This is a genomic window from Aeromonas sp. R2-1 (assembly GCF_040908425.1).
Lineage (GTDB): Bacteria > Pseudomonadota > Gammaproteobacteria > Enterobacterales > Aeromonadaceae > Aeromonas > Aeromonas caviae.
Genome location: NZ_JBFODR010000028.1, coordinates 1 through 23,066, shown reverse-complemented (window position 1 = coordinate 23,066; position 23,066 = coordinate 1). Strand labels below are relative to the sequence as shown.

The following is a 23,066-nucleotide window of genomic DNA, read 5'->3' as shown; positions in this document are numbered from 1 at the left end:
CTCTATGCAAAAGCGGCCCCTCTCACTTGCCCGTCGGGTGCAGGAAGTTGCCGGTTGGGAGCAGGATTGAAAAGTGTGAAAAGGGTTGCAGGGTTACCCTTGGTTACAAATCTGAAACATGAAAGCGGCGCTGGCTCACGGCAATCCGCCGCCGTTGGCCGATGATGGTGGGCCACCGCTGACAAGGATTTTTGCCGTGAAGACCGTCTCCAACCGGATTGCCCTGCACTGCCTCAACCACTGGCAGGCCCGCGGGCGGGATCCTGCTGCCCTCCTGCACCCCTGCGGCATCGCCCACGAAGAGCTGCTGATCCCCCAGGGGCGGCTCGACACCGGGCGCCACTTCCGGCTGCTGGCCGGGGCAGCCCCCCACGTGGATCTGGCCCTCGACTGGACGCCCCCCGCCCTCCCCGGCCTCTTTGCCGACTTCATGTCGCTGGCGAGCCTGTGCTGCAACGCCGCCACCCTTCGCCAGGCCCTGCACTTCTTCCTCGCCTACCGCCCCCTTATCGGCGAGAGCGACGAGATCCGCCTGCAAGAAGAAGAGGGACAGGCCAGGATCAGCTACCACTCGGAGTCCGATCACCCGGACGTCATCGCCCTGAGCAGCCTGGCCAACCTCTGCCATCTCTATGCCCTGCTCCAGTTCTACCACCCGGGCCAGGGGCTGCTGGTGCTGCCCACCCCGGTACGCCCCAGGCTGTGGCGTGAGCTGGCAGGCTGGCTGGAAGGGCGGTTGCAACAGGGGGCGGCCTTCGAGCTGCGCTTCCCCGCCACCTTGCTCGATCTCGCCCACGGGCAGTGCAACCTGCCCCTGCAACCCCTGCTGCTCGGGGAGCTCGACCGGCAGATGGCCCAGCTTCGCCCAAGCAGCCGCTACCGGGACAGGGTGATGACACTCATCCGCCAGCAGCTGTGGCAAGAGAGCGCAGAGGCCTCCTCTCTGCTCGATGGGGTGTGCGAGCACCTCAAGCTGACCCGCTGGACCCTCAACCGCCATCTGCGGGAGGAAGGGTGCCACTTCTCGGGCCTGCTGGAGCGGGTGCGCCGGGAGGAGGCCTGCCGCCTGTTGCAGGATCCCGCCCTCCCCCTGCAGACAGTGGGGGAGCGCCTGGGTTTTGCCCGCCAGAGCAGCTTTACCCGCTTCTTTCGCGAGGCGTTTGCCCTCTCGCCCCGCGAGTTTCGCTCAAGGCGCAGCCGCCTCTGAGGCGCCCCCGAGATGGGCGGCGAGCAACCCCGCCAGCCAATGGATGAAGAGCTGGACCCTGGGGGCCAGTTGGCGGCGATGGGCATAGAGGGCGTGGATGGGGAGCGGCGGCGGCTGCCACTGGGGCAGGATGCTCATCAGCTCGCCCCCCGCGAGCAGGGATTCGACCCCCACCCGCGGCATCTGGATGATGCCAAGCCCCGCCAGCGCCGCCGCCAGGTAGGTCTCGCTGTCATTGACCATGAGGGCCCCCGCCATGGGCAGCAGGGCGCGGCGGCCATCTTCTGCCAGGTATTCAAAGCCGGGCTCGCTGCGCCCCTGCCCGGCACCAAACCCGGGACCATAGTGCACCAGCCGGTGGCCCGCCAGATCCCCAAGGGTGCGGGGCACCCCGTGGCGAGCCAGGTAGCCTGCGCTGGCACAGTTGATCTGGCGATAGTGACCAAGGGGCCTGGCCACCAGGCTGGAGGGCTCAAGCGCCCCAACCCGCACCACGCAGTCAAACCCCTCGCGCACCAGATCCACCCGCCTGTCCGTGCTGCTCAGCATCAGTTGCAGGGCGGGATGCTGCGCCAGAAAGTCCGGCAGGGCCGGGATCACCAGGTGGCGGGCCATCCGGCTTGGCATGTCGACCCGCAGTTGTCCCGAGATCTGCCCCCCCTGGCGAAACAGGCCGTCAAACTCCTCCATGTCCGCCAAAAGCTCCCGACATCTGGCATAGCAGAGCTGGCCGTCCGTGGTGAGCTGCACCCGCCGCGTGGTACGCAGCAGGAGCCGGGTCCCCATGCGCTCCTCCAGCCGGCGGATGGCGGCAGAGAGGGTCGCCTTGGGGATGCCCGTCTGCTCGGCGCAGCGGGTAAAACTCTCCAGCTCGGCAACCCGCACGAAGGCTCTCATCGCATCCAGTTGATCCATGGTCTGATTGTCTCGATAAACGGAACAGTGATTCTATTATCACGCTATTTATCCAGTTAAAAAGGAACAATACAGTGATCCGGTCGGCTCGTATCGAGCCTGTGTCCGCCACCCTGACAGGAGTCATACCATGACCAGACCCATCGCCCTCATCACCGGGGCCAGCCGCGGCCTTGGCAAGCACGGGGCCCTGGCCCTCGCCGCCAAAGGCGTCGACCTCATCATCACCTATCGCAGCCAGGCCACAGAGGCGGAGGCGGTGGTGACCCAGGCCCGCGCCCTTGGCGTTCGGGCCCACGCCCTGGCACTGGACGTGGGCGAGAGCGCCACCTTCGCAGCCTTCGCAGAGGAGGTGACGCAACTGCTCGCCCGAGAGTGGCAGCGCACCCATTTCAACTTCCTGGTCAACAACGCCGGGATCGGCATTCATGCCAGCTTTGAGCAGACCACGGAGCAGCAGTTCGACACCCTGCTCAACATCCACCTCAAGGGGACCTTCTTCCTGACCCAGGCGCTCCTGCCCCTCCTGGCAGACGGCGGTCGCATCCTCAACCTCTCCACCGGCCTCACCCGCTTCGCCATGCCGGGTTATGCCGCCTACGCCGCCATGAAGGGGGGCGTCGAGGTGCTCACCCAGTATCTGGCCAAGGAGCTGGGCCCCAGGGGCATCGCGGTCAACGTGCTGGCCCCCGGCGCCATCGAGACCGATTTTGGCGGCGGCGTGGTGCGCGACAACAAGGGAGTCAACGACTTTCTCGCGAGCCAGACCGCCCTTGGCCGGGTGGGTCAGCCCGACGACATCGGTGGCGCCATCGCCGCCCTGCTCTCCGATGACTGCCGCTGGATCACCGCCCAGCGCATCGAAGCCTCGGGCGGCATGTTTATCTAGGCGGTCATGGTTGCCTGCTGCACAAACAAGGAAGGCCCCCTCCGACGAGGGGGCCTTCCGGCATTGGGCAGACGAGGTGCGGCGAACCGGGACCGTTACAGGGTCTTGCCACCGCTTGCAATGACCTGGCTGTACCAGTGGAAGCTCTCTTTCTTGATGCGACGAAGAGACCCTCCCTGCTCGTCCCTGTCCACGTAGACAAAGCCGTAGCGCTTCTGGTAGCCGTTGAGCCAGCTCAGGATGTCGGTGAAGGACCAGGCGCAGTAGCCCAGGAGCTCGACCCCATCCTGCATCGCCTCCTGGCACGCCTTGAGGTGGCTGTGCAGATAGGCGATACGGTAGTCGTCGTTCACCTTGTCCCCGGCTTCCAGCTTGTCGAACTCCCCCAGGCCGTTCTCGGTGATCATCAGCGGCAGGGCGTAGCGGGAGGAGAGCCGGCGCAGGGCGATGCGCATCCCGGTGGGATCGATGGCCCAGTCCCAGTTGCTGGTCTCAAGGTGCGGATTGGGGGCCGTCTTGTAGAGGCCGGGAATGCCGCTGGAGGGCGTAGTGCCCTTCTTGCCCGTGGTGTTGATGCGCTGCATCGTCTGGCCGCCGAGGGGGTTGTCGGTGAAGGTCAGGGTGTAGTAGTAGTTGACCCCGATGTAGTCGGGGGTGCCTTCGCGCAAGAGATCGAGATCGCCCGGTAGGATCTCCGGCGCCTCGCCGGTCTCCCGCAGATAGGCGAGCGCCGCCTGGGGGTAACGGCCGAAGCAGTAGGCATCCAGCCACCAGAGGTTGGTGAACTCCTCGGCATTCTCGAACGCCAGCATGTCGCTCGGGGCGCAGGAGGCCGGATAGGCGGGGGAGTATGCAAAGCTCGGCCCGATCAGGCCGTTTGGCACGTGCTGGCGAAACGCCTTGATGACCCGGGCATTGGCGAGAAACGCGATGTGGTTGGCAGCGAAGAAACGCTTCCTGTCCTGCACCGCGGGAGGATGGGTGCCCAGCTGGTAGGCGTTGGTCAGGTTGTAGTTCTGCTCGTTGAGCGACACCCAGTACTTCACCTTGCCGGCGAAGCGCTGATAGAGGGTCACGCAATAGCGCTCGAAGTCGTCGATGATTCGCCTGTCTTCCCAGCCGCCGTACTCATCCTGCAGGGCCTGGGGGAGATCCCAGTGATAGAGGGTCAGCACCGGCTCGATGCCGTGGGCCAGCAGGGCGTCGATGAGCCTGTCGTAGAAGGCGAGCCCCGCCTCGTTCACCTCGCCACGCCCCGTCGGGTAGATGCGCGGCCAGCTCACCGAGAAGCGATAGGCCTTGAGCCCCATCTCGGCCATCAGCGCCACGTCCTCTTCCACCCTGTGGTAGTGATCCACCGCCACGTCCCCGTTGCTCCCTTCAAAGGTCTTGCCCGGCAGCTTGGTGAAGCTGTCCCATACCGAGGGGCCCTTGCCCTCCTCGTTCCAGGCCCCTTCCACCTGATAGGCGGCGGAGGCGGCGCCCCAGAGGAAACCGTTCGGGAAGTCATTGAACTTGTGATGATGCATCTGGTGTTGCTCCTTCTGCGCGGATGGCGGGGGCCATCCCGTGATACGTCGGCCCCGTACAGGGGCCCGAAATGAGTTGGCACCAGCATCCAACACTTCTAGAATTCCGTCCAATGACAATTATGGCCACCTATCATTCCTATCTGGAATCAAGCGAGGCAACATGGAGTTGAGAGACCTGAAAGCCTTCGTCACCCTGGGGGAGGTATTGCACTTTGGTCAGGCGGCGGCGCGCCAGCACGTCACCCAGTCGGCCCTGAGCAAGCAGATCCGCCGGCTGGAGGCGGACCTTGGCGGCGAGCTGTTCGAGCGCAACGCCGGCAGCACCCGGCTGACGGTGCTCGGGCGCGCCCTTTACGCCGACGCCTGCACCCTGGTGGCCCAGAGCGAACAGCTCGCCCGCAGCGCCCGCGACGTGCTGGCGGGCCACGCGGGTACTCTGCGCATCGGCTTCGGGGTCGCCACCAAGCTGCTGGTGCCCGCCGCCATCGCCCGCTTTCGGGCCAGCCGCCCCGGGGTCGCCATCGAGCTCAACGATCTCTCCACCCATCACCAGTTGCTGGCGCTGGCGGAGGGGCGGCTGGATCTCGGCTTCTGCCGCCTGCCCGCCCCCAAGGGCTGGCCAGTGCTGCCCGTGGTGCGCGCCCATTTCGTCGCCGTGCTGCCCGCAGGCTATCAGGGGGTGGCAGGGCTCGCCGATCTGCAGGAGAAGCCGCTCGCCATCCTGCGCCGGGACAAGGCCCCCTCGTTTCACGATCAGTTCGTGCACTATCTGGCCCAGAGCGGCCTGCGCTTTCAGGACATCCAGTACGTGAACGACTTCGCCGCCGGCATCGCCACCGCGGCGGCCGGCATCGCCTGGACCCTGGTCCCCTCCTCCACCACTATTGAGCATCCCGATGTGCTGACCCTGCCCCTCGGGGAGGCCGACGCGAGCTGGATCATCGGGCTCATTCGCCCGCCGGGCAACGACAATCCCCTCGTCGCCCCCTTCTGGCAGACGGTGGCGGAGCTGGCGGATCCCGCCCTCACCGGCCTCATGACGGCAGGGGATGGGACATCCTCCCGGGACACCCCATAAAAGGGAATCATTCGAGAATCACATTAACGATGGCATTGGGCGGACACCCCCCTTAAAATTGCCGCACTGCCCCGACGCCACGACAAGGATCCGTTTCGTTCATGCACTCTCACTGGCTGCTGAGGTTTGATCTGCATCGCCTCATCCTTGCGCTGGCCGTCATCGGCGTGCTGGCAACCTTTGGCAACAGCTTTTACGCCATCTATCAGGCACAAAGACAACTGCTCATCGACAGCACCCTGGAAGCAAACCGGGTCTATGCCACCAAGCTCGCCGCCTCCACCGAGACCATGCTGCGCTCGGCCCAGGGACAGCTGGCCTATGGCGCGGCCCGGCTCGCCCCCTTGCTGCAGGGCAACGACCTCCATGGACTCGAGGAGGTGGCGGGCCAGTTGCGCCAGCAGACCAACACCTTCAACTCGGTGGCCATCGTGAACACCGATTCCGTCATCGTCGCCGTCTCTCCCGAGGCGTTGCATGTGAAAGGGGTCAAGCTCACCTCGGCCAATGCGAGCCGGACCCTGGCCAGCCAGCAGCCCCTCATCGCGGATCCCCTGGTCTCCCTCACTGGCAACTACCTCATCAGCCTCTCCCACCCCATCTTCTCGGCAGACAGGCGCTACCTCGGCTATGTCGCCGGCACCATCTATCTGGAGTCCGCCAGCGTGCTCTCCAGCCTGCTGGGGCAGCACTACTACCAGGATGGTTCTTATCTTTATGTGGTGGACCGCCAGCGCACCCTCATCTACCACCCGAACCCGGAGCGCATCGGCCAGAAGATTGGCAAGAACCGGGTGGTGGATGCGGTGCTCAAGGGACAGGATGGCGCGCAAAGCGTGCTCAACTCCCGGGGCAGCGAGATGCTGGCAGGCTTTGCCCCGGTGGCGGACGCAGGCTGGGGGATAGTGGCCCAGCGCCCCCGCAGCGCCACCCTGGCCGGTCTGGATGAACAGATGCTGGAGATCCTCAAGGGGATGATCCCGGTCACCCTCTTCATTCTTTTCGTCATCTGGCTCTCGGCCACCATCATCGCCAGACCCTTGCGACAACTGGCCAACCGGGCCGGACTCATGGATCAGCAGGGGGCCGCCACCAGCATCTCGGGGATCCGCGCCTGGTATTTCGAAGCGGCCCAGTTGAAGCAGGCCATCCTCAAGGGTCTGGGGCTGCTCAACACCAAGATCGACAAACTGCACACCGACAGCCACACCGACCCCATGACGGGCCTGTTCAACCGCCGGGCCATGCAGCAGATGCTGGACGAGTACGAGGTCGAGCGTCAGCCCCTGACGGTGATTGCCCTGGACATCGATCACTTCAAGGCCATCAACGACCGCTTCGGTCACGACGTGGGGGATGCCGTCATCGTCTCCCTCGCCACCCTGATGCAGCAGGATCTGCGTTCCGATGCCGCCTTGTGTCGAAGCGGCGGCGAGGAGTTCCTGCTGCTGCTGCCCGGGGTCTCCCTTGCACAGGCGCAGAAGATCGCCGAGCGCCTGCGTACCCGGGTGGCGAGCCACGACATGGAGGTAGCAGGCCACATCACCATCTCCCTCGGCGTCGCCCACTGGGGGGCGGATGCCACCAGCATCGCCGCCGTGCTCAAGGAGGCGGACAAGGCGCTCTATGATGCCAAGAGCCAGGGCCGAAACTGCGTGGTGGTGGCCCTGGGCTGATCGGCCCAGGCTTTGCCGGACACCGTTCGGCCATAAAAAACCCCTGCCATGGCAGGGGTCGGACGGTATCCATATGAAAAATCAGAGCGTGACGGCCAGGCTCTCGACCGAGGCGGTGCTCGGGGTCACCAGTACGGGCACCGATTTGGAGGTGGGGGTGAAAGAGCCCTCCCCTATGCTCTCGATGGCCACCAGGGGGTTGGTCTCCGGGTAGTAGGCGGCGATGTTGCCTTTCGGGATCTCGTAGAAGATGACGCTAAAGCCCCGCACCACCCGCTCGCGCCCGTCGCTGCACACCGCACTCATGTCCACCCGCTGCTCCTCGGCGAGCCCCAGCCTCCTGGCATCCTCCTCGTTCATGAAGACCACGTTGCGTCGCCCCTTGATGCCGCGATAGCGGTCATCCATGCCATAGATGGTGGTGTTGTACTGATCGTGGGAGCGCAGGCTCTGAAGCAGCAGCACGGGCTGGTCCACCATCTGCTCCGCGTGGCTGGTGCACTCGGGCAGGATGGAGTCCGGCAAACGGCTCGCCCTGAATTCGGCGCGCCCGCTCGCTGTGTTCCAGCGCAGCAGGGCGGCGCTGTTCTCCAGATGGAAACCGCAGGGCTCCTCGATGCGGCGGTTGAAGTCGCCAAAGCCCGCGATGGTCTCCTCGATGAGATCCCGCAGCAGCCCGTAGTCATCCCGCAGCGCCAGCCAGTCCACCCGCTCGCTGCCGAGCGTTGCCTCGGCCATGCGGGCCACGATGTCTATCTCGGAGAGACAGAGCGGCGAGACCGGCTCGTTCATCCCGGTGGAGGCGTGCACCATGCTGAAGGTGTCCTCCACGGTGATCTTCTGCACCCCGGTGCGCTGCTGATCGAGCTCGGTACGGCCCAGGCAGGGCAGGATAAGAGCATCTTTTGACACCATGAGGTGGCTGCGGTTGAGCTTGGTGCTGATCTGCACGTTGAGCTCGCTCCTTCGCATCGCTTCATAGGTGAACTCGGTATCCGGCGCGGCGGCTGCCAGGTTGCCCCCAAGGCAGATGAGCACCTTGCTCTTGCCGCCATGAAGGGCTTTGAGGGCCTCGTAGACGTTGTGCCCCGGCGTGCGCTTGAAGCCCACCGGGAAGCGGCGCTCCAGGCGATCGAGGAAGGCGGCATTGGGTTTCTCGTTGATCCCCATGGTGCGGTTGCCCTGCACGTTGCTGTGACCGCGCACCGGACAGAGTCCGGCCCCCGGCTTGCCAATCTGGCCGCACATCAGGTGCAGGTTGACGATTTCGCGAATGGTGTCGACCGAATGCTTGTGCTGGGTGATCCCCATGGCCCAGCAGCTGATCACGCTCTCGCTGCTTGCGAAGATCTGCGCCGCCCGGGTGATCGCCTCCCGACCGAGGCCGGATTGCGCCTCGATCTGCGTCCACTCCGTGGCCTTCACCTGGGCCAGGTAGTCGTCAAAGTGCGCGGTGTGCTGCTCGATGAAGGCGAGATCGATGCGCCCCCCCTCCTCTTCCAGGATGTATTTCGCCATGCCGCGAATGGCTGCCATGTCACCGCCAAGTTTTGGCGTGAGGTACTGGTGGCTGATGGTGGTGGCCGCCGGGGTCAGTAGCTCCGCCGGGCTCTGGGGGCTTGCGAAGCGCTCGAGGGCCACCTCTTTGAGGTTGTTGAAGGTGACGATCTGGCACCCCTGGCGCGCCGCCTTGCGCAGGGCGTTCATCATGCGCGGGTGGTTGGTGCCCGGGTTCTGGCCAAAGACGAAGATGGCTTTGGCGGCGTCGAAATCATCGAGCACCACGGTGCCCTTGCCCACCCCGACGGACTGGATGAGCCCCACCCCGCTCGCCTCGTGGCACATGTTGGAGCAGTCGGGGAAGTTGTTGGTGCCATAGAGGCGGCCAAACAGCTGATAGAGGTAGGAGGCTTCGTTGCTGGCGCGTCCCGAGGTGTAGAACTCCACCTCGTCGGGGCTGGCCAGGCTCTTGAGTTTGTCGGCGATGAGGGCAAACGCCTGATCCCAGCTAACCGGCTCGTAGTGATCGGTGGCCGGGTTGTAGCGCAGGGGCTCGGTCAGTCGCCCCTGGTATTCGAGCCAGTAGTCGCTCTGGGTGGCGAGGCGACGCACCGAATGCTCGGCGAAGAAATCGGCCCCCACCGTCTTGCCGGTGGATTCCCAGGCCACCGCCTTGGCGCCGTTCTCGCAAAACTGGAAGGCCCCCTGCTTGTTGTCACCCCAGGCGCAGCCGGGACAGTCAAAGCCGTCGGTCTGGTTGACCCGCAGCAGGTTCTTGATGTTCTGGCGGGTCTTCTGGCTGCGCAGCACCTGCTTGAAGGTGGACTGCAGGGAGGAAAAGCCGCCGGCCTTGGCCGGTTTCTCAATATGACTGGACATGGGAATCTCCAACGTGATCCTGGGCGCGGGGGCTGGCATAGCAGACCGGGGCATCGGATCGGGGCACATGGATCAGGGTCAGGTTGTATTTTTGGGCCAGTCGCACCGCGAGCTGGCTGGGTGAAGCAAGGCTGATGAGGTGAGCGGCGCCAAATTGCACCGCCTTGTGAATGAGTTCGCTGCCGCAGCGGCTGGTGATGACCAGCGTATCGGCCTGCACCGGCTGGCGCAGTTGCATGCCGATGAGCTTGTCCAGGGCGTTGTGCCGCCCTATGTCCTCCCGGCAGGCCAGGATCTCGCCGCGATCATCCAGCGCCAGGGCGGCATGAAGGGCGCCGCTCTGGCGGGCCTTGCTCTGCCAGGGGACGATGCGCTCCCGCAGATCCTGCAAAGAGGCGGTGTCGAAGGGGGCGCCCGGGGTCAGCGGGGTGAGCACGGGCAACGCATGTTCGATGGCCTCCACGCCGCAGATGCCACAGCCGCTGGCACCGGCCAGGCGGCGCTTGCGCTGACCAAGCACAGCCAGACAGCGGTTGGCGATGGTGACATCGAGCACGATGCCGTGCTCGGACGGGGTGCTCTGGATATCGTGTACATCGTGGTTGCCCCCGATGATCCCCTCGCCAAACAGAAAACCGATGGCGAAATCGTCGAGATCGTCCGGGGTGGCCATCATGACGGCATGGTTGATGCCGTTGATGTTGACGGACACGGCCACCTCCTCCACCAGCTCATCCAGACTGGGCAACCGTGAATTGAAAGGGATCATGCGAGACGCTTATAAGCTGTATTCGGGCCTCAAGTTTAGATAAGCCGCCGCGCCAAAACCAATGAAACAAATCTATTCACCAATAGATAACTTCTATTGCCATCGGGATGTCGATTGATTAAATTTGTCGCTCATTGCCTTTGCCTGCTGCCATTACCACGATGAATATCAAGCAGTTGCACTATTTCTACGAGCTGGCCCAGCACCGTCACTTCGCCAAGGCGGCCAAGGCTTGCTTCATCACCCAGCCGACCCTGTCGGCCAGCATCACCGCCCTGGAGAAGTCACTTGGCACCGAACTGGTGGTGCGCAACAGCCAGTTCGTGGCCCTGACCCAGGCGGGGGAAGTGGTGCTGCACCACGCCGAGCGGATGCTTCAGGAACAGGATGCCATGCGCCAGGAGCTCAGCCTCTTTCGGGGCGGGCTGTCGGGGGCGCTGCGCATCGGCGTCGTGCCCCAGTCGAGCATCGACATCATGCCGCTGCTCAAGGGGTTCAACGACGCCTACCCCAAGGTGGGCCTGCACCTCTGCGTGATGACCCATGCCACCCTGATGGAGCAGCTGGATCTGCATCGCATCGACATCGGGCTCGGCTTTGACGAGTTGCTCACCGAGCATCAGCGCCGGGCCCTCGACGTCCAGCTTCGCCACCCCAACCCCATGGCCCTGCTGGGCCCCCTGCCTGCCCACTGCGCCCCGACCGGGCCGCTGACCCTGGCGGACCTGCAAGATCTCCCCCTGATCCTGCCAAGCACCACCATGCAGTTTCGCCGCTACCTGGACGAGGCCGCCGCCCGCCAGCAGATCAGCCTGCGGGTGGTGCTGGAGACCGACTCCCTGTTCCACCTGGTCAACGGGGTGAGCCACGGCCTGGGCTGCGCCGTGGTCAGCGCCGGCATCGCCGCCACCGCCCAGCAGCTTTTCAAATTGCCCTGCCACCCCTTGAGCGATGCGAGCGCAGGCACCATCGCCTTCATCACCCGAAAACACAGTGTCACCCCCGCCATGAAGGCGTTTCTCGGCCTGCTGAAGGCGTGAATCCCCCCGCAGGGCTACGAGGCTCAGCGCGAGTACCGCCCTTCTCCGGCTGGCCTGCGCTGACCAAGAAAAAACGCCCCTGAGGGCGTTTTTTCTTTATTAGGGAACAGGACAGCTGGCCGGCGATCCCTGGTCGCGAGGCCAGAGGGTGCTGCCATCCGTCTCGGAGAGGGGCAGGAATGTCAGCCCCTCGCTCATGTTGACGGGCGGGAGATCGTCCTCCAGCACGTACATCCCCATGGGCAAGGCGCCCGAGGGCTGGTTCGCCTCCACCTGAGCGGCGGCGAGCGTCGAGTAGCGCAGACCCAGCAGATCGAAGTGGCTGCGCCAGTCCAGGCCGGTGAGCCTGCCGAGGGCGACCAGCATGAAGTCGTTGCCCGGTATGTCTCGCACCTGTTTGCCGCCATAGACCCCATGCCCCTGGAAGGGGAAGAGGCCAAAGCCGAGCCTGTCCCTGTTGGCATTCCAGTCGTTCTCGTTGTCGGCAACGGCGCCGAAGATCCGTGAATGCTGGTAGAGCAGGGTGAAGATATTGAAGCCGTTGCTCAGGCGGGTGCCGTCCGCCAGCCTCATACCGTGGGCACGCAGCGCCATCTGGATATAAAACGCCATGCGATAGCCATTGTTCACCGCATAGGCATTGCTCCGCCAGGGCGCCTCGTAGCGACTCTCCCCCGCATCCAGCACCTTGCAGTTGGCCCCCAGCACCACCCGGTTGCCGCTCTTGTCCGTCACCCCGGCCGCGTCGGACATGAAGGCATAGAACAGCTCCTTGTGATTCATGTGACCATCTTTGATGGGCGCGCTGTTGCCATCGCGCAGATAGTGGGCCTGCCACTTCACCACATAGGGGAAGATGTTGTTGGCGTTCTCCCCGGCGCGGCTGCCATAGCCGCGCCAGTTGTCCGTATCGCTGGCGGCGGCATAGTGCACATTCAGGCGCTGGGTTTGCAGGTTGTGCCCCAGCTCGTGATTGTCCAGCCAACCGGTCGGGCTGATGCTGCCGGAAGAGTCCCAGGGGTTGCCGCTGCAGCCGACCCCGCAATGGGCATTCTGGTCGTAGTTGGCATGCTGGATGATGGTGCGGGTATGCAGTGACTCATCGAGACACAGATCCCCCAGCAGCGCGACACAGGCGCGCCGGACCTCGCCTGGCAGCGACTCCTCCAGGCGCTTGCCCTGGATCTTGAAGCCCGCCAGGGTATAGACGCTGTTGATATGATCCCGGGAGATGCTCTCCAGCAGGGCATCGGTGTCGGCAATGGCCCCCCCGATGGCCCCGGTGAAGCGATCCCGGCGCAGATGCTGCTCGGCGCCATCGGCCCTGAGATCGACATGGGGCAGCTCGGTCTGCTCCAGCCGCTCGTTGAAGTCCCGGATCTGCTGCTCGTCACTGAAGTCCAGGATGGCCGGATGGCGGGTCACGCCGGTGGCGGTCACCTCCACTTGCAGCGCCCCAGCTCCCCCCTCCAGGTGGAGATAGACAGGGCCCCCATAGGGCGAGGTGAAGCTGACGCTGCCGCCCTTGTTCAGGGGAAGCCGTCCGCTGGCCAGCTCCAGCGGCGCCCGATAGACCTTCTGTTCATAGGCCCGGTTGGTGTTGGGTCTGTGGTAATTGAGCCGAACGGTAGCGGAAACATCCTCAGTATCCGTGCGACTCAGGGTGATACGCTGCCCCGGCAGGGCATACCAGCCCGTCGAGGTCCACTGCCCGGAATAGGGCACCGAGATGCGGCGGCTGTCGCTGATGACGGCGGGATAGGCGTAATGGGCCTGATCTCCCTTGAACACCTGGCTACGATCGACGACGTACTCCCCCAGATCGGGCTGGGCCGGGTTGCGAACACGGGCATAGCTCACCAGCCAGTCGGCAAACATCGCCCGCTGCCAGGCCTGATGCTCGTCCCAGGCGATGGGGTAATCGATGGCGACGCGGTATTTGTCAGCCAGCAGCAGGCTGGCCGGCAACAGCGCCAGGCCGCCGCGGGAGAAGGGGCTGATCCCCGCCTTGTCCAGGGTGATGACGGCATTCCTGAGCCAGTCGGCGCCATTCTTGAACTGCACATTGAACTCATCGACGCCGCCGCAGTTGAGGAAGTTGCCGCTGCAGGCATCCAGCCATTGGGTGCTGAAATACCCCTCCTTGAGGTTGCTCAGCAGCGTATCGACCGCCATCAGCTGGGGATCTGGCGCCATGATGGTGCTCGCCGCCAGATTGCTGACCTTGAGCTTCGACCAGTAGTTGCCCCAGGTCACCAGCCCCATCTCCAGATAGAGGGGCGCCAGCAGGGGGCTCGCCTCTCGCCGGTAGTTGGAGAGCAGCAACGGGATCCCGGCGGCCTTCGCCTTGGCGATGGCCTGGGCTATGCCCTGGTATCCCAGCCCCTGGCGATCGAGGTCGCTTATCACGATGAGATCCGGCGCCATGCGGTCGATGCAGGCGTCGAGGGCCTGATAATCGCACTCATCGGCCTGGTTGATGCTGTGCGCGTCCGGATACATGGCCTTGAGCCAGTCCCGGATCCCCTCGTTATGGGGGAAATACCAGCTGTCGGCGCGACTCGGCACCTGGGCGGTCAGGATGCGAAGGCCATCGTCATCACTGTCCCTCCCCCGGGTCAGCCAGCCGATCAGCCCCTTGAGCAGCGCCTCGCTCTGGGGGGTGCGATCCACCGCAAACAGGTTCGCCCCCATGGCTGCCCGGCGATACTCATCCTGCTCGGAGACCATCACCAGGCCGCGGATCTCGCTCTCCCCCTTGCCATTGATGTTGGAGGGAAGCAGGGTCAGGGTGTTTTCGGGCTGGAAGCTGGAGAAGGTGATGGAGTCGTGGCTCGGGTTCCAGCTGATGGCCCCCAGACCCTGATAGAGGGTGCGAACCAGCTCGGTGCGACGCGCCTCGCTGTCGGCGATGGCGCCACGGGCATGGGCGATGAGCTCAACGTCGCTGGCGAGGGCGTGATCCTCACGGGCAATGGCATGGGCGGCATGCTTGATAAAGCGCGCCGACACCTGGCAATCGGCGCCCATGGGGCCCGTGATGTAGTCGTGCCCCTGCAGGGTGCCGTCACAGCCCTCTATGCGCTCCAGCACGAAGCCGGCGTCGGGCGCGACGGTGAAACGCCCCCGCTCACCGGCGCTCAGGCGCAGGCTGACCGGGCTCAGCCGCCCACCCTGGCTGCTCTGGGTGGTGGCCTCGAAATAGACGGGGGCCGTCTCCTGAGTGAAGCTCGCCGAGACCTGGCAATCGCCGCGCATGGGGCCCGTGGTATAGGTGAGGCCGTCCAGCGTCCCCTCACAACCCGCAATCTGCGCCAACACATAACCGGCGTCGGGTGCTACGGTGAAACTGCCCTGCTCACTGGCGCTCAGGCGCAGGCTGGCCGGGCTCAACTGCCCACCCTGGGTGCTCTGGGTGGACGCCTCGAAATAGGTTGTTATCGTGGGGGGAATAGCATCGTCTTTCCCGCCTTCTCCACCCCCGCATCCATTCATGGCAAAGGCCAGCAAGGGTGTGAGAATGACTCTTCTCATCTTCTATCCTCCTCTCTACCAGGCTGTTTGGGGCGGGCAGTGTAGGGGGCGTGCGGCGTAATTTCAACCCTGAACGAATCCCATTTTAAGCTCCGATTAGCCGGGATCGCCTTCCCTCGCCTGGCGGCACTTCACTCCCCCGGGCGGTCGACCCCGCAAGAGAATGGCAGCCCCTTCCATAGAGGGCCAGACACTCTGGCTTGTGGAATAAATATGCATAAAAATCAATACAGGCAGGGCTCGATATATGAACTCTTCTGCTGTTTGTATGAAGCATCGTGCTGCTGAAAATTTTCTGTGAGCCACCTCCCGCCGTTTAATTCAAGAGCCTATAACCTTGACCCGTACAATAAAAACCTGACGTGTTCCGGTTTATTTCACCATGCATCACAAAGGAGTGTCATATGTATAAAAAAGTGAAACTGGCGAGCATTATCAGCACCCTTATTCTCTCGGCCACTGCATATTCTGCAGAGATGACCGTGGGCTTCTCGCAAATTGGTTCTGAATCCGGGTGGCGAGCTGCAGAAACATCGGTCGCCAAGAGCGAAGCCCAAAAACGCGGCATCATCCTGAAAATTGCCGATGCCCAGCAGAAACAGGAGAACCAGATCAAGGCCATTCGCTCCTTTATTGCCCAGGGGGTGGATGCCATCTTTATTGCCCCCGTGGTACAGACTGGCTGGGAGCCGGTATTGCAGGAGGCGAAAGAGGCAGAGATCCCGGTCTTCCTGCTGGATCGCAATATCACGGTAAAAGATGACGGTCTCTTCATGACCGGGGTCGCCGCCGACAGCGTCCACGAAGGGGAAGTGGCAGCCCAGTGGCTCATCAAGCAGCAGGATGGCAAACCGTGCAACGTGGTGGAATTGCAGGGCACAGTGGGTGCCAGCGTGGCGCTGGATCGCAAGAAGGGCTTCCTCGACACCGTCTCGGCCGTGCCCACCATCAAGATCATCCGCACCCAGTCCGGCGACTTCACCCGCAGCAAGGGCAAGGAGGTGATGGAGAGCTTCATCAAGGCGGAAAATAGCGGCAAGAATATTTGCGCCGTCTACGCCCATAACGATGACATGGCCATCGGCGCCATCCAGGCCATTAAAGAGGCCGGGCTGAAACCGGGCAAGGATATCAAGATCATCTCCATCGATGGCGTGCCGGATATTTTCAAGGCGATGATCGCAGGCGAAGCCAATGCCTCGGTGGAGCTCACGCCGAATATGGCGGGACCGGCCTTCGATGCCCTGCTGGCCTATAAGAAAGATGGCACCCTGCCCCCCAAACATATCAAGACGGAGTCCAAACTGTTTGAGCCCGGGAGTGCCGAGGCGCAGCTCGAGCTGAAAAAAGACATGGGTTATTAATCCCGCTCCCCCGCCAGACTGTCACATAGCGCGCCATATAAGTGATTGAACTTGTATGGCGCGCTATATCGGAGAGCCAATGTTCATGTCAGAGAACACTCACGATGTCGTATTGAATGCCCGCGGAATATGCAAGGCGTTTCCCGGAGTACGAGCCCTGCATCAGGTGGACTTCTCCCTGCGCCGGGGAGAGATCATGGCGCTGCTCGGCGAGAACGGGGCCGGCAAGTCCACGTTGATCAAGACCCTCACCGGTGTCTATCAGCGAGACGCCGGCCGTATCGAACTCGATGGCGTCCCCATCTCCCCGACGGACACCGCCCATGCCCAGCGTCTGGGGATAGGCACCGTCTATCAGGAGGTCAACCTGCTGCCGAACATGTCGGTGGCAGACAACCTCTTCATCGGCCATGAGCCCCGCCGTTTCGGCTTCATCGACCGGGGCGCCATGACCCGGCAGGCCAGCGCCATCATGGCCAGCCACGGCTTCGAGATGGATGTCACCCTGCCCCTCGACCACTACTCGGTCGCCATGCAGCAGATCGTGGCCATCGCCCGGGCGGTGTCACTCTCCGCCAGGATCCTGATCCTGGACGAGCCCACCGCGAGCCTGGATGCCAGCGAAGTCCAGATGCTCTTCTCCCTCATGACGCGCCTGCGGGATCAGGGGGTAAGCCTCATCTTCATCACCCATTTTCTCGATCAGGTCTACGCCATCAGCGATCGCATCACAGTGCTGCGCAACGGCGAGCTGGTCGGCACCCGCGACACCCAGGCACTGCCACAACTGGAGCTGGTCAAGATGATGCTGGGACGCGAGCTGGACGACAATGCCCTCAAGCGGGCGGGCAAGACACTGCGCAGCAACCAGCCCATGGTGTCGTTCAGGGACTATGGCAAGCGGGGAGTCATCGCCCCCTTCAGTCTCGACGTCATGCCCGGGGAGATAGTGGGCCTCGCCGGCCTGCTCGGGTCCGGTCGTACCGAGACCGCCGAGCTGATGTTCGGCATAGTGCCGAGCGACAGCGGCGAGTGCCGGGTGCGGGACAAACCGGTGACCATCCGCTCTGCACGCCAGGCGGCCGCCAACGGCTTTGGTTTCTGCCCGGAGGATCGCAAGAGCGCCGGCATCATCGCCTCGGCCTCGGTGCGGGAGAACATGGTGCTGGCCCTGCAAGCCCAGCGGGGCTGGTTGCATCCCCTGTCTCGCAAGGAACAGGACGAGATCACCGCTCGCCTCATCGAGCAGTTGGCCATCAAGACCCCAGGACCAGAGCAGCCCATCCAGTTTCTCTCCGGGGGCAACCAGCAAAAAGTGCTGCTCGCCCGCTGGCTGCTCACCAAACCCCAGTTCCTGATCCTGGACGAGCCTACCCGGGGCATCGACGTGGGGGCCCACGCCGAGATCATCCGCCTCATCGAATCCCTCTGCGCCAACGGGCTGGCCCTGCTGGTCATCTCCTCCGAGCTCGAGGAGCTGGTGGGCTATGCCGATCGGGTGATCGTCCTTCGTGACAGAAAACAGGTGGCAGAGCTTGCGACGGACGCCCTCAGCGTCCCTGCCATCATGAACGCCATTGCATGTGAGGCCTGATATGACGTCATCCATTCTCCCCCTCGCCAAGGGGTCGCGCGCCCGCAGGGAGTGGCCCACGGGCTCGGCCCAGTGCGCCGCCCTGGTGTGCGTGCTGCTCATCAATGCCCTGGTCGCCGACAACTTCTTCGCCATCCACATCCAGGATGGGCGGCTGTTTGGCAGCCTCATCGACATCCTCAACCGCTGTGCCCCGGTGGCCCTGCTCTCCCTCGGCATGACGCTGGTGATCGCCACCGGCGGCATCGACCTGTCGGTGGGCGCCGTCATGGCCATCAGCGGGGCCACCATGGCCAGCCTGGCCACCGGCGGTCACAGCCTGCCGGTCATCTTCGCCGCCGTCATCGGGGTGGGCCTTCTGTGCGGCCTGTGGAACGGCCTGCTGGTGGCGGTGTTCAAGATCCAGCCCATCGTCGCCACCCTGATCCTCATGGTGGCGGGCCGGGGCATCGCCCAGCTCATCACCGAGGGGCAGATCATCACCTTCAACAACGACGCCCTCGCCTGGATCGGCAGCGGCTCCCTCTTCTATCTGCCCACCCCGGTCATCATCACCCTGGGCATGGCGCTGCTGCTCTGGCTGCTGACCAAGCGCACCGCCCTCGGCCTCTTCATCGAAGCGGTGGGGATCAACATCAAGGCCGCCAAGAACGCCGGGCTCAACACCCCCATGGTGGTGATCGCCACCTACCTGCTGAGCGGCATGATGGCCGCCGTCGCCGGCATGATAGTCGCCGCCGACATCCGGGGTGCCGATGCCAACAACGCCGGGCTCTGGCTCGAGATGGACGCCATTCTGGCGGTGGTGATAGGAGGCACCTCCCTGATGGGGGGGCGCTTCAACCTCGCCCTCTCCCTGATCGGCATACTGATCATCCAGGGAGTGAACACCGGGATCCTGCTCTCCGGCTACCAGCCCCAGTGGAACCAGATCGTCAAGGCCCTGGTGGTGCTGGCGGTGCTGGTCATGCAGTCACCGGCCCTCAACCACCTCTTCCAGCGAGGGACTCGCCATGTTTAAACGCAACCTCCCCCTGATGGTGACCATCATGGTCTTCGTGCTGGGCTATCTGCTCTGCCTGGCCTCCTTCCCTGCCTTCATGTCCACCCGCATCATCTGCAACATCCTGACGGACAACGCGTTTCTGGGAATAGTGGCGGTGGGCATGACCTTCGTCATCCTCTCGGGGGGCATCGATCTGTCGGTGGGGGCCGTCATCGCCTTCACCGGCGTGCTGCTGGCAACCCTCATCGGGAAGCTGGGGGTCAGCCCCGTGCTGGCCATCCCCCTGGTGCTGGTGCTCGGAGCAGGCTTTGGCGCCCTCATGGGCTGGCTCATCGACACCCTGAAGATCCCCGCCTTCATCATCACCCTGGCGGGCATGTTCTTCCTGCGGGGGGCCAGTTTTCTCATCTCCGAGCAGTCCCTGCCCATCGATCATCCCACCTTCACCTACCTGTCGAGCCTGTCGTGGAAGATACCGGGGGGCGGTCGCCTGAGCCTGCTGGCCCTCATCATGCTGGCGGTGGTGGTCTTCGGCATCCTGCTCGCCAACCGCACCCGCTTTGGCAACAACGTTTACGCCATCGGCGGCAACGCCACCTCGGCGGCCCTGATGGGGATCTCGGTGCGCCACACCACCATTCGCATCTACCTGCTCTCCACCACCCTGGCGACCCTGGCAGGCATCGTGTTCGCGCTCTATACCTCGGCGGGCTATCCGCTCGCCGCCGTCGGGGTGGAGCTCGATGCCATCGCCGCCGTGGTCATCGGCGGCACTCTGCTGAGCGGCGGGGTGGGCACCGTCTTCGGTTCCCTGTTCGGGGTGCTGATCCAGGGGTTGATCCAGACCTACATCAACTTCGACGGCACCCTCAGCTCCTGGTGGACCAAGATCATCATCGGCCTGCTGCTGTTCAGCTTCATCGCCCTGCAGCGCCTGCTGATCCTGGTCTCGGAGCACCGCAAGGCCAACAAGCCAGGTCCTTTCAAGCGCCAGGTTGCCGCCCAGCCCGAGTGAGGTATCAGCAAGACCCCGGTGGCAGAAGATAACGGGGGCAAGGCACTCTCGTGCGCCCTCCCCGCCTGGCCGTCACGGGTCCGGCGCAGAGGATGGGGAGGCAGCGGGGCCCCTCACGGGGCCCGGCCCCAACCTCCCGCACGCCCCTTTGAGGGGTGACACCGTCCTTGGAGGGCACTCAGGTCAATCGCACCACCAGGGGTTGCCCTCATGGGGGCTCAACACCTCCAGAGGCTCCCCCATGACAGGCGTGGTCAGGGGGATCAGTTGCTCGGCAGCCAAGCGGGCAATCTGCTCAAGCGGATCGTTCCAGCGGTGCATGGCCAGATCGAAGGTGCCGTTGTGCACCGGATAGAGCCATTTCCCCCCAAGATCGTGAAACGCCTGCGCCGTCTGCGCCGGGAGCATGTGCACCAGCTCCCAGCGCTTGTCGTAGGCCCCGGTCTCGAGGAAGGTCACGTCGAACGGACCGTAGCGCCTGCCAATCTCCTTGAAACCGTCGAAGTAGCCGCTGTCACCGCTGAAGAAGAGGTTGACCCCCTCGCCGCGAATGACCCAGGAGGCCCAGAGGGTCTGGTTGCCGTCCCCGAGGCCACGGCCGGAGAAATGCTGGGCCGGGGTCGCTACCAGGGTGACACCGCCCACTCGGGTCTGCTGCCACCAGTCCAGTTCGCGGATCTTCTCCTTCGCAATCCCCCAGGCCATGAGGCGCGCCCCCACCCCGAGGGGCGTGATGAAGTGGTCGACCTTCTCCTGCAGCGCCAGTATGGCCCCGTGATCGAGATGGTCGTAGTGATCGTGGGAGAGGATCACCCCCTCGATGGGGGGCAGCGCCTCCAGGGTGATGGGCGGTTGATGCCAGCGCTTGGGGCCGAACCACTGCACCGGCGAGGCCCGCTCGCTGAACACGGGATCCGTCAGCCAGAACGTGCCCTGCAACTTGAGCAGCAGAGTGGAGTGGCCGAGGCGCCACACGCTGTTGTCCGGCGCCGCGATGAGCCCCTCCCGGGTCATGACCTGTACCGGAATGGCGCGATCCGGCACCGTGCCCTCAGGCTTGGCGAACAGGAAGTCCCACCAGAGCCTGGCCCCTTCCCAGAGGCTTCGCGCCTGGGGTGTCACGGCATTATTGAACCGCCCCCCCTGATACTGCGAGGAGTCCGGGTGCTCGGGCAGGCCCGGTTTGAGTAGAGATGCGATCATGCCAATCATCAGGGCTCCTTTGAGCAACCACAGAAAACGACGCCCCTCAGGGGCGCGAAAAGAGGCTGACGGGGTCTGCATTCATGCCACGCCTGTCAGCCTGGTCTCTGGTGAGTCGAGAGCAGCCCCTGCACGGGGCCTCACCATCCATAAAACAGAACGGGAGAATCGCACGGTATGAAACCGGTTCCCGGCGTCTCCAGTAACGGCAAGATAGCCTGCCCGGGCTCCCGCCACCAGAGGGGTTCGCGTTGCCGCGTGGCCCCGGCATGGTGTCGCATCAAGCGCATGGCCTCACCTGCTCTGCCAACGCCAACAAAAGGAGGCGTCAGATGGCGTACTGCAAGAGCTTGCAGTGCTGAAAGTCAGAAGATGGCTGGGCCATAGAGGCCACGGGAGGTGACTGAGGGAAAGCATGATCTCAAGGGGACAGTGGCGCGGTCTGAAGCCTGATAAACGCCCATAGGGCACAGGCGTAGTGGTTTAATCATCCCGGACACCATTTAGGTGGTACAGTCGCCACCATGATCAGAGGTGTTCAATGGCAAAACAATGTTGTTTATTCGCTGCCAAGTTCAAGCAGGAAGCGTGTCCTAGATGCTCGACCAAGGCTGTTCCGTCTCCGAAGCCTGAATCGCCCCGGCTTCTCTAGACACTTTTGAGCCGTTCGAAATATTGCTTTTCACACTCTACTGGCGATAGCCCATTGTTGAAACTGTGCCGACGCTTGGGGTTGTAAAACATTTCAATGTAATCGAACACATCCTGCCGGGCCTCCTCCCGATCTGCATAGGTTTTACGTCGGATCCGCTCGCGTTTGAGGAGTTGGAAGAAACTCTCCGCCACCGCGTTATCATGGCAATTGCCACGTCTGCTCATGCTGGCCTTGAGCCGGTGCTCCCGCAAAAAATCCTGCCAGTCATAGCTGCTAAACTGGCTCCCTTGGTCAGAATGAACCAGCACTTCCTGCTCGGGTCGCCGTCGCCACACTGCCATCAGTAACGCGCTGATGGCCAACTCTCGGTCGATCCGTGGCCCCATTGACCAACCAATGACTTGTCGTGAAAACAAATCCAATACCGCGGCCAGATAGAGCCAGCCTTCATGGGTTCGAATATAAGTGATGTCCGTTACCCAGACCTTATTTGGCTCAGTCACATCGAACTGGCGTTCAAGATGATTCGGTGCAACCACCGTTGGCCGGCCACCATAATGACCGGGACGGCGACGATAACCGGTTTGTGAACGCAAACCTTCATGACGCATTAATCGCGCCACCCGGTGTTTCCCACAGGTCTCGCCCATCTCTCGCAGGTCATCCCGGATCTTGCGATAGCCATAGACGCCCCCGCTTTCTAGCCAACATTGCTTGATCTGGCCCAGGAGGCGTTGGTCTTCAAGTGCGCGGGCAGATAAAGGCTGGTGCTGCCAGGCGTAATAACCGCTCGGGTGGACATTCATCATCCGACACAGTCGGCGGATGGGATGTGTGGACGCGTGCACCCGGATGAAGGCGTACCTTACCCTGACAGCTTGGCAAAGTACGCGGCGGCCTTTTTTAAGATATCTCGCTCATCGGTGACGCGGCGCAGTTCAGCCTTGAGGCGCCGAATTTCGGCTTGCTGGCTGGAGTCATGCTGTTGCTGCACGGCGGGCTGGCTGTAGCGCCTGATCCAGGCGTAAAGACTGTGGCTGGAAACACCAAGTCGCTCAGCGACCTCTGCCACTGGGTAATGGCGCTCAGTCACCTGCTTGACGGCGGCCAGTTTGAATTCTTCCGTGTAACGTTGCTGCTTGCTCATAACACCTCCTGATTGACCTCAGTTTGAGGCTCTTGAGGTGTCTAGGAAAGTAGGGGCGATTCA

16 protein-coding genes are annotated in these 23,066 nt (G+C 63.4%); 9 read left to right on the top strand and 7 right to left on the bottom strand.

Annotation, left to right across the window (positions count from 1 at the left end):
* The first annotated feature begins 196 nt into the window (after positions 1–196).
* A complete protein-coding gene (locus tag AB5Y80_RS08950) occupies positions 197–1,207 on the top strand; it encodes an AraC family transcriptional regulator (protein WP_223955336.1) in 1,011 nt (336 codons plus the stop codon).
* On the opposite strand, the gene AB5Y80_RS08945 is transcribed toward AB5Y80_RS08950, so the two are convergent.
* A complete protein-coding gene (locus AB5Y80_RS08945) occupies positions 1,187–2,122 on the bottom strand; it encodes a LysR family transcriptional regulator (protein WP_368172819.1) in 936 nt (311 codons plus the stop codon). The two genes, AB5Y80_RS08950 and AB5Y80_RS08945, sit on opposite strands and share 21 nt — an antisense overlap.
* A 130-nt stretch (positions 2,123–2,252) precedes the next feature.
* Here AB5Y80_RS08945 and AB5Y80_RS08940 point away from each other — a divergent pair, with 130 nt between their 5' ends.
* The gene (locus tag AB5Y80_RS08940) at positions 2,253–3,011 is read left to right on the top strand and encodes an SDR family NAD(P)-dependent oxidoreductase (protein WP_368172818.1); all 759 of its coding nucleotides are present in this window, start codon (positions 2,253–2,255) and stop codon (positions 3,009–3,011) included.
* A 95-nt stretch (positions 3,012–3,106) separates the two neighbouring features.
* Here AB5Y80_RS08940 and AB5Y80_RS08935 read toward each other — a convergent pair whose 3' ends face one another.
* Complete coding sequence (locus tag AB5Y80_RS08935) at positions 3,107–4,540, bottom strand: glycoside hydrolase family 1 protein (RefSeq protein ID WP_277857015.1); 1,434 nt, start codon at positions 4,538–4,540, stop codon at positions 3,107–3,109.
* Positions 4,541–4,703: 163 nt separating this feature from the next.
* Between AB5Y80_RS08935 and AB5Y80_RS08930 the strand changes: the two genes are divergently transcribed.
* Together AB5Y80_RS08930 and AB5Y80_RS08925 are read left to right on the top strand one after the other, a co-directional pair.
* Positions 4,704–5,621 carry a LysR family transcriptional regulator gene (locus AB5Y80_RS08930; protein ID WP_301480551.1) on the top strand — a complete coding sequence of 306 codons (918 nt, stop codon included), beginning with the start codon at positions 4,704–4,706 and terminating at the stop codon, positions 5,619–5,621.
* Positions 5,622–5,722: 101 nt separating this feature from the next.
* Complete coding sequence (locus tag AB5Y80_RS08925) at positions 5,723–7,297, top strand: sensor domain-containing diguanylate cyclase (RefSeq protein WP_279986808.1); 1,575 nt, start codon at positions 5,723–5,725, stop codon at positions 7,295–7,297.
* 81 nt (positions 7,298–7,378) lie between these two features.
* Here AB5Y80_RS08925 and AB5Y80_RS08920 read toward each other — a convergent pair whose 3' ends face one another.
* Positions 7,379–9,676 (bottom strand): FdhF/YdeP family oxidoreductase, encoded by a 2,298-nt coding sequence (locus AB5Y80_RS08920; protein ID WP_368172817.1) that lies wholly within the window; start codon positions 9,674–9,676, stop codon positions 7,379–7,381.
* The gene (gene fdhD / locus AB5Y80_RS08915; RefSeq protein WP_323908536.1) at positions 9,660–10,445 is read right to left on the bottom strand and encodes a formate dehydrogenase accessory sulfurtransferase FdhD; all 786 of its coding nucleotides are present in this window, start codon (positions 10,443–10,445) and stop codon (positions 9,660–9,662) included. Before fdhD ends, AB5Y80_RS08920 begins: the two co-directional genes overlap by 17 nt.
* Positions 10,446–10,606: 161 nt before the next feature.
* Between fdhD and AB5Y80_RS08910 the strand changes: the two genes are divergently transcribed.
* On the top strand, positions 10,607–11,485 hold the full coding sequence (locus AB5Y80_RS08910; protein ID WP_319884263.1) for a LysR family transcriptional regulator: 879 nt from the start codon (positions 10,607–10,609) through the stop codon (positions 11,483–11,485).
* 99 nt (positions 11,486–11,584) lie between these two features.
* Here the strand turns inward: AB5Y80_RS08910 and AB5Y80_RS08905 are convergent, their stop codons facing one another.
* A complete protein-coding gene (locus AB5Y80_RS08905; protein WP_368172816.1) occupies positions 11,585–15,019 on the bottom strand; it encodes an ImpA family metalloprotease in 3,435 nt (1,144 codons plus the stop codon).
* A 404-nt stretch (positions 15,020–15,423) separates the two neighbouring features.
* On the opposite strand from AB5Y80_RS08905, the gene ytfQ reads away from it, so the two are divergent.
* The 4 genes from ytfQ (at position 15,424) to yjfF (ending at position 19,998) form a co-directional block, all read left to right on the top strand.
* A complete protein-coding gene (gene ytfQ, locus AB5Y80_RS08900) occupies positions 15,424–16,383 on the top strand; it encodes a galactofuranose ABC transporter, galactofuranose-binding protein YtfQ (RefSeq protein WP_010674607.1) in 960 nt (319 codons plus the stop codon).
* A gap of 85 nt (positions 16,384–16,468) precedes the next feature.
* Positions 16,469–17,977, top strand: coding sequence for a galactofuranose ABC transporter, ATP-binding protein YtfR (gene ytfR / locus AB5Y80_RS08895; RefSeq protein WP_039039167.1), 1,509 nt, complete (start codon positions 16,469–16,471; stop codon positions 17,975–17,977).
* Between the two features lies 1 nt (position 17,978).
* Entirely contained in the window at positions 17,979–18,998 is a 1,020-nt protein-coding gene (gene ytfT, locus AB5Y80_RS08890) for a galactofuranose ABC transporter, ATP-binding protein YtfT (protein WP_010674605.1), read from the top strand.
* Positions 18,991–19,998, top strand: a complete 1,008-nt coding sequence (gene yjfF / locus AB5Y80_RS08885) for a galactofuranose ABC transporter, permease protein YjfF (protein WP_010674604.1) — start codon at positions 18,991–18,993, stop codon at positions 19,996–19,998. Before ytfT ends, yjfF begins: the two co-directional genes overlap by 8 nt.
* Before the next feature lie 183 nt (positions 19,999–20,181).
* On the opposite strand, the gene AB5Y80_RS08880 is transcribed toward yjfF, so the two are convergent.
* Positions 20,182–21,210 (bottom strand): MBL fold metallo-hydrolase, encoded by a 1,029-nt coding sequence (locus tag AB5Y80_RS08880; RefSeq protein WP_323941430.1) that lies wholly within the window; start codon positions 21,208–21,210, stop codon positions 20,182–20,184.
* 639 nt (positions 21,211–21,849) lie between these two features.
* Positions 21,850–23,003, bottom strand: a protein-coding gene (locus AB5Y80_RS08875) for an IS3-like element ISAeca4 family transposase (protein WP_139739419.1) whose coding sequence is annotated in 2 segments (ribosomal slippage) — positions 21,850–22,766 and positions 22,766–23,003 — 1,155 coding nt in all. Because the reading frame shifts where the segments join, the coding sequence is not laid out codon by codon here.
* Between the last annotated feature and the right edge of the window lie 63 nt (positions 23,004–23,066).